11 protein-coding genes are annotated in these 13391 nt (G+C 65.5%); 3 read left to right on the top strand and 8 right to left on the bottom strand.

The features are described 5' to 3' along the window. Positions 1–53 precede the first annotated feature (53 nt). The gene (locus tag Q0J57_RS08370) at positions 54–2108 is read left to right on the top strand and encodes an alkyl sulfatase dimerization domain-containing protein (protein ID WP_297219192.1); all 2055 of its coding nucleotides are present in this window, start codon (positions 54–56) and stop codon (positions 2106–2108) included. A 95-nt stretch (positions 2109–2203) separates the two neighbouring features. Here Q0J57_RS08370 and Q0J57_RS08375 read toward each other — a convergent pair whose 3' ends face one another. Together Q0J57_RS08375 and Q0J57_RS08380 are read right to left on the bottom strand one after the other, a co-directional pair. Continuing rightward, positions 2204–3553 carry a sugar transferase gene (locus tag Q0J57_RS08375; RefSeq protein ID WP_297219194.1) on the bottom strand — a complete coding sequence of 450 codons (1350 nt, stop codon included), beginning with the start codon at positions 3551–3553 and terminating at the stop codon, positions 2204–2206. A gap of 9 nt (positions 3554–3562) precedes the next feature. Next, positions 3563–4783, bottom strand: coding sequence for a glycosyltransferase family 4 protein (locus tag Q0J57_RS08380; protein WP_297219196.1), 1221 nt, complete (start codon positions 4781–4783; stop codon positions 3563–3565). A gap of 219 nt (positions 4784–5002) precedes the next feature. Between Q0J57_RS08380 and Q0J57_RS08385 the strand changes: the two genes are divergently transcribed. Then, the gene (locus tag Q0J57_RS08385) at positions 5003–6025 is read left to right on the top strand and encodes an NAD-dependent epimerase/dehydratase family protein (protein ID WP_297219198.1); all 1023 of its coding nucleotides are present in this window, start codon (positions 5003–5005) and stop codon (positions 6023–6025) included. A 192-nt stretch (positions 6026–6217) separates the two neighbouring features. Beyond that, entirely contained in the window at positions 6218–8308 is a 2091-nt protein-coding gene (locus tag Q0J57_RS08390) for an AsmA family protein (protein ID WP_297219200.1), read from the top strand. 292 nt (positions 8309–8600) lie between these two features. On the opposite strand, the gene pyrE is transcribed toward Q0J57_RS08390, so the two are convergent. The 6 genes from pyrE to hisH all read right to left on the bottom strand — a co-directional run bounded on the left by pyrE (position 8601) and on the right by hisH (position 13353). Next, positions 8601–9161: an orotate phosphoribosyltransferase gene (gene pyrE, locus Q0J57_RS08395; RefSeq protein ID WP_297219281.1), complete on the bottom strand. Its 561-nt coding sequence runs from the start codon at positions 9159–9161 to the stop codon at positions 8601–8603. A 14-nt stretch (positions 9162–9175) separates the two neighbouring features. After that, positions 9176–10471 (bottom strand): adenylosuccinate lyase, encoded by a 1296-nt coding sequence (gene purB / locus Q0J57_RS08400; protein ID WP_297219202.1) that lies wholly within the window; start codon positions 10469–10471, stop codon positions 9176–9178. Between the two features lie 13 nt (positions 10472–10484). Continuing rightward, positions 10485–10739 (bottom strand): zinc ribbon domain-containing protein, encoded by a 255-nt coding sequence (locus Q0J57_RS08405; protein ID WP_297219204.1) that lies wholly within the window; start codon positions 10737–10739, stop codon positions 10485–10487. 298 nt (positions 10740–11037) lie between these two features. Beyond that, positions 11038–11949 carry a PP-loop family protein gene (locus Q0J57_RS08410; RefSeq protein ID WP_297219206.1) on the bottom strand — a complete coding sequence of 304 codons (912 nt, stop codon included), beginning with the start codon at positions 11947–11949 and terminating at the stop codon, positions 11038–11040. After that, positions 11943–12722: an imidazole glycerol phosphate synthase subunit HisF gene (gene hisF, locus Q0J57_RS08415; RefSeq protein WP_297219208.1), complete on the bottom strand. Its 780-nt coding sequence runs from the start codon at positions 12720–12722 to the stop codon at positions 11943–11945. Before hisF ends, Q0J57_RS08410 begins: the two co-directional genes overlap by 7 nt. Next, positions 12715–13353, bottom strand: coding sequence for an imidazole glycerol phosphate synthase subunit HisH (gene hisH / locus Q0J57_RS08420; RefSeq protein WP_297219210.1), 639 nt, complete (start codon positions 13351–13353; stop codon positions 12715–12717). Before hisH ends, hisF begins: the two co-directional genes overlap by 8 nt. Between the last annotated feature and the right edge of the window lie 38 nt (positions 13354–13391).

Consider the following 13391-nt stretch of genomic DNA (forward strand, 5'->3'; position numbering starts at 1 on the left):
TGCCTTCCTGCTGACCCCAGGCCACGGCCCGGCACGGGCCGCAAGGAGACACCATGCGCCATCTGCTCACTGTCACGCTGTGCGCCGTTCTGCTGACGCTTGCCCCGCAGCCGTCCCCGGCTGCGCCTGATTCCGCCCCGCAGAGCCGTCCCGCCACAGCGCCTACCCGCGCGGCCCATGCCGCGCAGCATGCCCTGCTTGACGCTGATGACGGCCAGGACTGGCAGGATGCCCACCGGGGCTATGTGGCTCCGTTGCCCGACATGGGCCGCATCCTTGACAGCCAGGGCCGCGAAACCTGGAATCTGGCCCCCTATGCCTTTCTGTCCCCGGGCATGACCCTGGACTATCCGCCCTCGCGCATTCTGCCCACTGATGCTCCGGATACGGTGAACCCCTCCCTCTGGCGGCAGAGTCAGCTGGTCCTGCGCGACGGCCTGTACAAGGTGGTGGACGGCCTCTACCAGATACGCAATGCCGACCTGGCCAATATGACCATCATTGAGGGACAAACGGGCCTCATCGTGGTGGACCCGCTCCTTTCCAGCGAAAATGCGGCCGCGGCCCTCAATCTCTACTATGCCCACCGGCCCCGGCGGCCGGTACGGGCCGTCATCTATTCCCACAGCCATGCCGCCCACTACGGCGGCGCGGCCGGGGTAGTCTCGGCAGAGGATGTGTCTGCCGGCCGGGTGGAAATTCTTGCCCCGCAGGGCTTCATGGCTGCGGCGCTGCGCCAAGGAGCCATGACCGGCCCCATCACGGCGCAACGTGCCCGCTATCTGTACGGCACATCCCTGCCGCCGTCGCCGCGTGGTCACGTGGGGAGCGGCCTGGGGCTGACCCTTTCGCAGGGCACGCGCCATCTGCTGGCGCCCACCCGCCTCATCCGGCATGACGAGCAGCTCACCCTGGACGGACTGACCTTCATCTTTCAGCTGACACCGGATACGGAAGCTCCGGCCGAAATGCACTGGTACATTCCCCAGCTCAAGGCCCTGACCACGGCCGAAAACTGCCCCCATACCATGCACAGCCTTTCGCCCCTGTGCGGAGGGGCGGAACGCGATCCCCTGCGCTGGAGCCAGGCGCTGGACGAAAGCCTGCAACGCTGGGGCCAGGACGCGGAAGTGCTCTACAGCATGCACCACTGGCCGGTGTGGGGCAAGGCGCGTGTCCGGCAGGAGCTGGGCCTCATGCGCGACCTGTACCGCTACATTCATGACCAGACCCTGCATCTGGCCAATCAGGGCTACAGCATGCTGGATATTGCCGAAAACCTGCGCCTGCCCCCGGAACTGGCCCGGCCCTTCAGCCTGCGGGGCTATTACGGCACGCTCAGCCAGAACGTGAAGAGCGTCTACACCCGCTATCTGGGCTGGTTCGACGGCAATCCGGCCCACCTGCATCCCCTGTCGTCCGTGGCGGCAGCCCGCAAGTATGTGGCGTACATGGGCGGCGCCGACGCCATCCTGCAACGTGCCCGCAAGGACTATGACGCCGGCGAATACCGCTGGGTGGCGCAGGTGCTGCAGCATGTCATCCTTGTCGTTCCGCAGAACATGGCCGCCCGCATGCTGGCCGCCGACGCCCTGGAGCAGCTGGGCTATCAGGCGGAAAGCGGCCCCTGGCGCAATGCCTATCTTTCCGGCGCCCGTGATCTGCGCGGCCTGCCGCCCCACCGGACGGCACAGATGGCCGTGCCCGGCACCCCGCAGATCCAGGCCATGCCCGCGGCCCTGTATTTTGCCTATCTGGGCGTGCGTCTGGACGGTGTGCGGGCACAGGGGCAGCAGCTTTGCCTGCGCATTCACCTGACCGATACCGGAGAAAGCTGGGACCTGCGCCTGGGCAACAGCGTACTGCATGCCCGCCGCGCTGCGGACACTAGCCCGCCGCACCTGCGCTGCACCCGGCAGCAGATGCTGGACCTTTTCGAGGGCCGCCTCTCGCCGGAACAGGCCCACCGGCAGGGCCTGCTCACAGCGGATGCCCCGCTGGAACAGCTGTTGGCGCTGCTGACCACCTTCCGTCAGGATGTCTCCCTGGTGCTGCCCCGCACCGACACGGCCCGGACTGCCGGCACAGCGGACCCGCTGCCCCGCTAGAGGGGGGACGCCAAAAAAACGCCAAAACGCCCCGTCCGCATGCGGACGGGGCGTTTTTTAGGCCATGGCAGGCGTTATGCTGCCTGGGCAAGGGATCAGCGGGCGCCCTTGGGAAAGAGCACCACACCCATGGTCTTGAAGATAATGTGAATATCCAGCAGGATGGACATATTCTTGATATAGTAGAGATCGTATTCCAGCTTGCGGCGGGCATCCTCTTCCGACGCGCCGTACGGATAGCAGACCTGTGCCCAGCCCGTGAGGCCCGGCTTCACGGTATGCCGCAGGCTGTAGTAGGGGATGCTTTCCTTGAGCTGGCGCACAAAGGCCATGCGCTCGGGCCGCGGCCCGATGAAGCTCATGTCTCCCTTGAGAATGTTCCATATCTGCGGCAGCTCGTCGATGCGCACCTTGCGGATGAAGCGGCCCACGCGGGTCACGCGGCTGTCATGGGCCGACGCCCAGACAGCGCCGTCCTTTTCGGCATCGGTCCGCATGGAGCGGAACTTGAAGACCGTGAATTCCTTTTCGTGCAGGCCCACGCGATCCTGACGGTAGATGACCGGCCCCGGCGATTCCAGCCGGATGAGCAGGGCCGTCACGGCCATGATGGGCGCGGCCGGCACCAGCAGCACCAGCGAGATGAGCACGTCCAGCGCGCGCTTGAGCCGGCGCAGGGAGCCGCGCGTATTGAGCGAAAAGCCCTCACACTGCAACAGCCATTCGTCATTGATCTGCGATATGGGCAGGCGCTGCACCACATGCTCGTAGAAGGAGCGGATGTCCACCACCATGCGGCCGCGCAGCTTGGCTTCCAGCAGGGCGTGGGCAATGTCGTCGTCAATGGGGGCATCGGGCAGCAGCAGAATGGTGGTGGCCCGGTGCTCGTCGGCAATCTTGAGCACGTCATAGGGCGCCCCCAGGCAGGGGCCGGCCTCGGGGTCCATGTCCCGCTCGCCCACATAGCCCATGATGCGGGCCGTGGGCAGCCCTTCGGCCAGCAGCTGGCGCACCTTGCCCGCACGGTCCACCCCCACCAGCAGCACGCGCATCTGGAAGGTCAGCTTGTCCGTATTGCGGAAATAGAAAAGCCGCCAGCCCAGGCACAGGGCCATGGACAGCAGAAAGAGCAGCCCCGTGCTGCTCCGGTCAAAGCGCCAGTGGTCAAAGACATAGGACGACGTGGCCGAGCAGATGATGGCCAGTACACCGGCCACCAACACGCGCCCCACACTGTCGCGGAAGTCCTCCACCCCCACGCTGTAGGCGTCGAGGATATAGAAGAAGAGCATGTAGAAAAAGATGGTGAACAGGGAGGCGCCGGTATAGTCCTCAAAAACGCTCAGGTCCGGCGCGATGGACACCATGCCCACAATGCCCAGAGCCAGCAGAATGCAGAAAAGGTCCAGACTCTGCAACAGTGCCATGCGATAACGGCTGACCATGATATCTCCTTAACGGGCGGACGCGCCCGGCTGGGCCGGTGCCTGCGGCACAAACATGTCATCAAGAATGCGACGGGACACGATGTCGGCGTCCAGCTCGCGGCAGGCCAGTTCGCGGCCCTGCGCGCCCATGCGGGCAATGTCTTCGGGATGCAGGATGAAATGCTCCATGGCCGCGGCCAGACTCTGCGGATCACGCAGCCGGCACAGACGGCCGTTGACGCCATCGGTCACCAGCTCGCGGCAGCCGGGCGCATCCGTGACCACGGCCGGACGCCCCATGCTCATGCCCTCCATGATGGACGTGGGCGAGCCCTCGTGCCACGACGGCAGCACCAGCACGTGCGCCGCCGTCACATAGGGGCGCACATCGCTGGTGGCGCCCAGATATTCCAGGCTGTCCCCGGCCCACTGGCGCACGGTCTCCAGGCTCACGCTGCCAAGGCCCTGTTCCTCCGGTCCCAGCAGCTGAAAACGGCAGCGGGGATAGCGGGCCTTGAGCTGCCGGGCAGCCATGGCATATTCACGCAGGCCCTTGGCCTCCAGCAGGCGCCCCACCAGCAGAAAGACGATTTCCCGCTTTTCCGGAGCCACCTTTTTCTTGCCCTTGGGCAGGGGCGGCAGCTTGGTAACGGCAAAGTGATGGGTATCCACCCCCGTTCCGCGGACCATGAGCACACGGGATGACGGTCCGAGGATGCCGGACGCCTGAAAGGTGCGCAAGTCGTCCCGGTTCTGGAAAAAGATGCCCCTGGCGCCGGCCAGGGCCTGACGGTACAGAAAGACGCTCAGGCGGTTGATCCAGCGCTTGAAGCGGCTGTCCGCCTCAAAGGCATAGCCAAGGCCGGTGATGGTGGCATAGATATGCGGCACCCTGGCCAGACGGGCCGCCATGCAGCCGTAGATCACCGGCTTGATGGTGGAGGCAAAGAGCAGGTCCGGCTGTTCCTCGCGAAATATCCTGTACAGCGCGGCAAAGGTGGCCATGTCCCGGAAGGGGTTGAGACCCTTGCGGTCCAGCGGGTAGTGCAGGATGCGCAGCGACGGCATGCGTCCACCTTCCGCCGGCAGTTCCGGCTTGGAAGCCGCCAGGATGCGCGCCTCCGCCGCGGGGTCTCCGGCGGGCACCATACAGATGACATCATGTCCCCCGGCACGCATATGCCGCATGAGGACTGTCCAGAAATTGGCGACGGCGCGGGCCTGATTGCCAAGCACAACGATTTTCATTGTCATTTCCTCTGCCGCTCGGGCATTTTTCTTGAATCCATACCACCAAGCACGGCGACTGAAAAGAGCGCAGCCTGTGCCTTTCCTGCCCGGAAGGGATTTTGACAGCGCTCTCCGTCCATCGTACAGTGGCAGGAAGCGCCCCTGCCGTCAGCGGGACAGATGTCCTGCATGGGACACGGCGGGCATCCTCTTACTCATTTTCAAGAAGGATCGGTTATGACTGCCTGGAATACCCTGCGCAACGACATGCAGGCCGCGCCCTCCCGCTGGCTTGTCACGGGCGTTGCGGGCTTCATCGGCTCCAATCTGCTGGAAAACCTGCTTCTGCTGGGCCAGACCGTGGTCGGGCTGGACAATTTCCTCACGGGCTATCAGAAAAACCTGGACATGGTGCGTGACCTGGTGGGGCCTGAAGCCTGGAGCCGCTTTTCCTTCATCGAAGGGGACATTCGCGATCTGGAAACCTGCCGCACGGCCTGCCAGAACGTGGACCACGTGCTGCACGAGGCGGCCCTGGGGTCCGTGCCCCGCTCCATCGACGATCCGCTGCTGTCCAACAGCTGCAATATTGACGGTTTTCTCAACATGCTGCTGGCCGCCCGCGATGCCGGCGTCAAGAGCTTTGTCTATGCTGCCTCCTCCTCCACCTACGGCGACTCGCCGGAACTGCCCAAGGTGGAAGACAAGATCGGCCACCCCCTGTCGCCCTATGCCGTGACCAAGTACGTGGACGAGCTGTATGCTGATGTCTTTGCCCGCTGCTACGGCTTTACCAGCGTGGGGCTGCGCTATTTCAATGTCTTCGGGCAGCGCCAGGACCCCTACGGGGCCTATGCGGCCGTCATCCCCCAGTGGTTTGCCAGCCTCATCAAGGGCGAAACCGTCTATGTCAACGGCGATGGCGAGACCAGCCGCGACTTCTGCTACATTGACAATGTGGTGCAGGCCAATCTGCTGGCCAGCTTTGCGCCGGAAGAGGGCCGGAACAAGATTTACAACGTGGCCTTCGGCCAGCGCACCACGCTCAACGAGCTTTTTGCCCTCATCCGCGAGGAAGTGGCCCGCCACAAGCCCGAAGCCGCCGGCGCCACGCCCGTGCACCGCGACTTCCGCGCCGGGGACGTGCGCCACTCGCTGGCGGACATTACCCGCGCCCGCACCCTGCTGGGCTATGACCCGCAGTACGATGTCAGGCAGGGGCTGCGCCTTGCGGGAGACTGGTACGCCGCCAACCTCTGATGCTGAAACCGGCAGGGGCGGAATGCCCCGCCCTGCCGTCCCTGCCTGCGCAGCTGTTCCCAGGCCGGCTTTCTCCGGCACGAGCCACAGGACGGAGGGCGCTCCGGCGCCCTGCCGTCCCGCTGCCCCCTCATGGCCGGCCTGCGCTGCCGGCCGTTTTTCCGCGTCATCTTACCCTGTCCGGGAGGCTTCATGAAACGTGTTCTGCTCTGGGCCGTCATTCTTCTGCTCCTTGCGGGAGCGGGCGTCCTCATTGCCATCAGCCAGATTGACACCCGTTTCGTGGCCGACAAGATTTCGGCCGCCCTGCGCGAGGCCACAGGGGCACCCCTGGTCTTCCGGGAAGCGCCGAGAATTTCCCTGCATCCGCTGGGTCTGTCCTTCGGCCATGTGGACTGGCACCAGCAGCAGCCGGGCAGGGACCTGCATATTACGGCCGAAGGCGGCCACGTGCGGCTGGACATCACCCCCCTGCTTTCCGGCAATCTGGTGGTGTCGGAAGTTACCCTGCGCTCGCCGGACATTGCGCTGCGCCTGCGGCCGGACACGCCCGGCACCCAGACAGATGCCCCCACGGCAGACAGCAGCCTCCGCCAGGAGGCGCCCGCAGGCAAGGAAACGTCGCAGACCGGCGAGAGCATGTTCCCCGTGCCGTCCGATGAACTGCCCCTGGAACTCCAGCGCCTTGTGGTACAGGACGGGCGCCTGAGCCTGGATGACGGCGCGGGCCGCCACGTGGAAATCAACGGCCTGCAACTTGTGCTCACCGATATCCGCAGCCGCGCCGACATGGGGCTGGACCTGGCCCTGGCCTATGCCCTGCGCCAGCAGCAGAACGAGGCGTCGGGAAAGCTCTCCGTGCGGGGCCTGCTGCGCTATTACGCCCCCAATATCCTTCTGCGTGATCTGGAACTGGCCATCACGCCCCTTACCGGCCCTGTTCCTGCGGCGCTTGGCCCGCTCTCCCTGCGCGGCGGCCTGGCCCTGGACCTGAAGGACGGCCGCCTGAAGCTGCAAAGCACGTCCCTGGCCTGTGCCCACAGCCATATGGACCTGGCCGGGGAAATCAGCCTGCACGATCTGGCCTTTGCCGGCGCCCTCAACATCACCACCGCGCCGCGCGCCGTGGCTGCCATTCTGGGCGCCCGCCTCAAGCCCAGTGATCAGGACAGCCTGAATCTGTCCACCGGGGTGGAATACTCTTCCCGCGGGCTGGTGCTGCGCGAATTCAAGGGCACCCTGGACAAGACCTCGCTGGCCGGTTCCCTTGACCTGCGTTTCGGGCCACGACCGGCCCTGACGGGCAATCTCCACCTGGGACATGTCAATCTGGATCACTGGCTGCCCCTGCCGGAAGCCGCCACCCGACAGCCGGCACCCGCCGCAGAAGCGGACAGCCCCAAGGCCGCCCCGAAACCGGACACGACAGACCGCCGCCGCAACCGGCAGAAGGCCGGCCGGGATGTCCCGCCTGCCGCCCCCAACGGCTACCCTGATGTGAACCTCCAGCTCCAGGTGGAAAGCCTGCGCCATGCCTCCCTGAAGCTGACCCAGATTTCCGCCCATATCCAGGGCGAACAGGGGCGCTACACGGCCTCTCCCGTCAGCCTGAACCTGGGCAGCGGCGGACAGGTGCAGGGCAGCGCCCAGACCGATCTGACGGCCCACAGCTACGCCCTGGACGTGACGGCCACGGCCGTTGATCTGGGCGGCCTCAGCGGCATGCTGGACCTGGGACATCCGGCGGACGGCACGGCGGACCTGCGGGCCAATCTGACCACACAGGGCCAGGACAGCAAAAGCCTTCAGGCCCATGTTACCGGCACGGGCCAGCTGGACATCCACCAGCTGCGCCTTGCGGAACTGGCCAAAATCACGGCAGAACATCCCGTACTGGGCAAGGCCCTGCCCGAACGCTTTGAACTGGTGCGCCTGCCGCTGGAGGCCAAGCAGGGGGAAATCATTTCCCGGCCGGTCACCATCACGTCCAGCAAGATCAACGGCACCGGTCAGGCCACGGCCAGCCTGCCCCGGCAGTATCTGCATGCCACTGCCGATGTGCACGCCCTGGGCATGACCATTCCCCTCATCGTCAAGGGGCCGTTCTCGCAGATATCCTGCAGCGTGGACCCGCGCTTCCTGGGCAATCTCACCAGGGGACTTACCGACGCCCTGAAGCAGGGCGGCGAAAGCGGCGGCCGTGCGGCCGGATCGGCGGCCAAGGCCGTGGAAGGCGCGGCCAGCGGCGTGGGCGGCCTGCTGCGCGGCGTCATGGGCCGCTAGCGTCGTTTGAGCAGAGACAACGGGGGAGGGCGGGTCCCGCCCCCGTCCCTGCCCGGCATGGTGCCGGCAAACAGCACGCCGTACCAAACGCCGGTATGCCTTATCAGCACACCGGCTGCGCACGGCCCCTGCCCCGCAGCCCCCTTGTCGCAGGGTGGCTCCGTCCTCCGGCACCGGACGCAACAGCCGCAGCTCCGGCCGCCTCATCCCCGCGCGACCCTTTCTCCGAAAACAAAGAGGGCAGCCTTTCCCGCAGGAAAGGCTGCCCTCTGGCTATGGTACAGACGTATGTCTAGGAGCGGGCCAGCTCCACCAGTTCACGGCGCGTGAACAGGGCGCGCAGGTCGTAGCCGGCCTCCCGCAGCTTTTCGCGGCCGCCTTCCTCACGGTCAAGAATGGCGCACACGGCCACAATCTCCAGCCCCGCTGCCCGCACGCGCTCGCAGGCCTTGAGCAGGGAACCGCCGGTGGTCACCACATCTTCCAGCATGGCCACCTTGTCACCGGGCTGAAAATTGCCCAGCCCTTCCACAAACTGCCCGGTGCCGTGACCCTTGGCCTCCTTGCGCACCAGCAGGCCGTGAAGCGGCCGGCCGCACTCGTGGGAAAGGACCGTGGTGGACGACACCAGCGGGTCCGCCCCCATGGTCATGCCGCCCACGCCCGTAATGGGCAGGTCACTGAGCAGATGATTGAACAGGGAACCGATGAGCCACGAGCCTTCGGCATGCAGGGCCGTGACCCGGCAGTCGAAGTAGTAGTCGCTCCGGCGGCCCGAGGCCAGCAGGAAGTCACCCTCGCGGTAGGATTTTTCCACCAGCAGGCGGGCCAGCCGCCGCTTGAGCTGCATCACGTCGTCGTGCATGACTAGTCCTTTCCCAGCACGCGGGCAAAGATGACATCCTCGTGCTTGAGGTAGTAGGAGGGGTCAAAGAGATCATCCAGGCTGTCGCCCAGACGGGCGCGCATGTCGGCATCGGCCCGCACCAGTTCCGGGAAGGAACGGCGCGTTTCCCAGCTCTGCATGGCCAGGCGCTGTACGGCCTCGTAGGCTTTCTGCCGGGGCATGCCCGTGGCGATGAGCGCCGTGAGCACGCGCTGGGAGAAGTAGAGGCCAAAGGAACGATCCATGTTTTCCTTCATGCGGTCCGGCTTGACCACCAGGCCGTCCAGCAGGCGCGTCAGGCGGTTGAGCACATAGTCGGCCAGAATGGTGGAATCGGGCATGATGACGCGCTCCACCGAGGAATGGCTGATATCCCTTTCGTGCCAGAGGGCCTGATTTTCCAGCGAAGCCAGCGCATTGCCGCGCATCAGGCGGGAAAGGCCGGCCATGTTTTCGGCGGAAATGGGGTTCTTCTTGTGGGGCATGGCCGAAGACCCCTTCTGCCCCTTGCCAAAGCCTTCCTCCACTTCCAGCACTTCGGTGCGCTGGAGGTGGCGCAGCTCCACGCAAAGGCGCTCCACACCGCCGGCCATGATGGCCAGGGTGGTGAAGAAGTGGGCGTAACGGTCGCGCTGCACAATCTGGGTGGAATGGGGATCCACGGCCAGGCCCAGACGGTCCAGGGCCTTGGCTTCCAGCTCCGGCGAAAGGAAGGCATAGGTGCCCACCGCGCCGGAAATCTTGCCCACGCGCACATCTTCCAGCGCGGCGCACAGGCGTTGCAGATGGCGCTGGAACTCGGCATGAAAGCCCAGCATCTTCAGGCCGAAGCTGGTAGGCTCGGCATGGATGCCGTGGGTACGGCCCATGCAGAGCACGCCCTTGTGCTTTTCGGCCAGGCGGCGCAGCGAGGCAAGCAGGCGCTCCACATCTTCCACCAGCAGGCGCCCCGCCTGCGCAAAGAGGTAGCCATTGGCCGTGTCCACAATGTCGGACGAGGTGCATCCCAGGTGAATGTAGCGGGCTTCGGGACCGATCTTCTCTTCCAGCGAGGTCAGAAAGGCAATGACATCATGCCGCGTGGTCTGCTCGATTTCCAGGATGCGGTCCACGTCGATGTCGGCCTTTTTCTTGATGACCTCCACGGCCTCGGCCGGAATGCGGCCCAGTTCCGCCCAGGCCTCGCAAACGGCCACTTCCACGGCAAGCCATGCACGATAACGGTTTTCCAGCGTCCAGATACGGCCCATTTCCGGCCGGGTATAGCGGTCGATCATTACGTTTCCTCACTCAGGACTGCGCGCCCGATGTGCTTTTTTCGGCACTGCCGGAAGAGGAGGAATCCCCTTCCTTGATGCCCTTGCGGTAGCCGTAGTCGCTGACGTACCAGCCACCGCCCTTGAGCACAAAGGATGTATGCGAAATGAGACGCGGCGACGGCGTGCCGCAGTCGGGACAGGGTTCTTGCCCATGTGCCTGCGAGAGGGAAACCCACTCTTCAAAAACCTTGTGGCACTTGGGGCACTCATATTCATAGATAGGCATAGGAGACGCCAATAACGGCCCGGACAGCCCCCCGGGCGGGGGCCGTCGGCCGTGCGAAAAAAGTTGCGCCGTCCCACAGGGCGGCGATGCATTGCCGCGCGCATGCAGCCAGGCGCCACAGGCGGCGGGCAGCTGCCGCATAACGCAACGAGGCCGCCTCAGGCGGCCATCGCATTAGTTCTTGGCGGCAGCCTTGGCTTCGTGCACACGCTGCTTCAGACGCTGGGCACGACGATGACGGCGGCGGTCCAGTTCTTTCTTGCGCTCGATCTTCTTGTGAGCCATGTGTTCCTCCCGATCAGGGGACTGTAGCCCCGTAAGTATTATCTGCACCGCATAGCCTTTTTTCTCTGCAAAGTCCAGTCTGGCCGCCGGTGTTCCTGTCGTGAAAGCCGCTGATATGCGGCCCCACCTGCCAGCAGCAGGGCAGGAAGCCGTAGCCTGCCAGCACCTGGCGCACCTGCCAGGAAGCCGCATCGGGCAGGCGGCTGGCCTGCAACAGCGGCGCCGGCAGCAGCCGCAGACGAAAATCCCCCAGCAGCGGCTGCCCGCTGTCGTCCCGCAGGGCAGCCAGCCCGGCCTCCGCAGCGGCCAGACGCCGCAGGCTGTCCTCGCAGGGAGAAAGGCCGTAGGCAAAGCGGGTCAGCAGGCAGGGACGGGCGGCCTGATCGGGCCGGTCCATGCCCCAGGCCGCAGCCAGGGCACGCAACAGGCGCTTGTCCAGCCCGGCCTCGGCCAGGGGCGACCGCACCCCGGCCTCGCGCAGAGCGCGCAGGCCGGGCCGGAAGGCCCGCTGGTCATCGGCATTGCTGCCGTCGCACAGAATCACCGGAGCAGGGGAGGGCAGGGCGCCCCGCAGTTGCCGCAGCATGGCCTGCTTGCAGGCATAGCAGCGCTGCGGGCTGTTGTGCGCCACATCAGGCAGATCCAGCGGGCAAAAGTCCACCACCCGCAGGTCCAGCGCCTGCTGCCCGGCCCAGCGCAGGGCTGCTGCGCTTTCCTGCGGCGGCACATGCGGCCCGCGGGCATGCAGGGCGCAGAACGGCACGCCCAGCCGCTGCAGGGCAAAGCAGAGAAAGCGGCTGTCCACCCCGCCGGAATAGGCCACGGCCAGCGTGGCGTCGCCGGCCTCCTGACGCAGGCGGCGCAGCACCGCGGCCAGGCGGGCGCCCGCCGCCGCAAGGACGGCAGGCGGCAGCGCTGCTACCACGTCAGGCGCACCTTGGCCCCGTGGCTGGCCATGACTTCCTTGCACTGGCGGATGCTGTACTGCCCGTAGTGCACAATGGACGCAATGAGCGCCGCCGAAGCGCCGCCGGTGCTCACGGCCTCGTACATGTGCTCGGGCCGGCCCGCACCGCCGGAGGCAATGACCGGAATGGACACGGCATCCACAATGGCACGGGTCAGGGTCAGCTCATAGCCGTCACGGGTGCCGTCTGCGTCAATGGAATTGACGCAGAGTTCGCCGGCGCCCAGCTCCTGGCAGCGTCTGGCCCACTGGATGGCGTCCAGCCCCATGCGCTTGCGGCCCCCGTGAATGACAATCTCGTAGCCGGAGGGGATGGTTTCGCTCACGGGCACGCGCAGCACGTCCATGCCCACCACAATGGCCTGCACGCCAAAGGCATCGGCCCCCCGGCTGATGAGTTCGGGATTCTTCACGGCCGAAGAGTTGATGGACACCTTTTCCGCGCCGGCCACCAGCACGGCACGCATATCCGCCACCGAGGAAATGCCCCCGCCCACGCTGAAGGGAATGAATATCTGCTCGGCCACGCGCTCCACCACATCCAGAAAGATGCCGCGTGCCTCGGCCGAGGCCGTGATGTCATAAAAGACAATCTCGTCCGCGCCTTCCTCATAATAGCGGCGGGCGCTTTCCACAGGATCGCCGATGTCCTCATTGCCCGCAAAGCGGATGCCCTTGGTCAGGCGGCCGGCCCGTACATCCAGACAGGGAATGACTCGTTTGCTAAGCATGGCGCACCTCGCGGCAGTACTCGTAGAAATTCTGAAGGATGCGCAGCCCCGGACGGCCGCTCTTTTCCAGATGGAACTGCACGGCCCACAGGCCGTCACGCCCGTAGACGGAGCAGAATTCCCGACCGTAGGTGGTGGTGGCCATGACCAGCTCCGGCGCCGGCTCCACAAAATAGCTGTGCACAAAATAGAATTCCGACGCCGGATCCAGGCCGGCGAGCAGGCGGCCAGCACGCCGCACGTGCAAGCTGTTCCAGCCCATATGCGGCACAGGGGCCGGGGTGCCGTCCTCCTGCCGCATGTCATCGGCAAAGCGCAGGCAGCGGCCGGGTACGATGCCCAGGGTGTCCTCGTTGTTTTCCTCGCTGTGCTCCAGCAGAATCTGGCAGCCCAGGCAGATGCCCAGCAGGGGCTGTCCGCTGTCTATGGCCTGCCGCAGCACGGCGTCCAGCCCGGTGGAGCGCAGATGTTCCATGGCCTGCCCGGCAGCGCCCACGCCGGGAAAAATGATGCCTTCCGCCGTGCCAAGCACAGCGGGGTCCGCCGTCACGGTGCAGGAAATGCCCAGATGCTCCAGCGCGCGCCGCACGCTTGTCTGATTGCCTGCCCTGTATTCCAGAATCGCCAGCATGAAATCGTCCTTACCTGAAAAAATGCAGGGCCGCCGCG

Source organism: uncultured Desulfovibrio sp., assembly GCF_944324505.1.
GTDB lineage: Bacteria > Desulfobacterota > Desulfovibrionia > Desulfovibrionales > Desulfovibrionaceae > Desulfovibrio.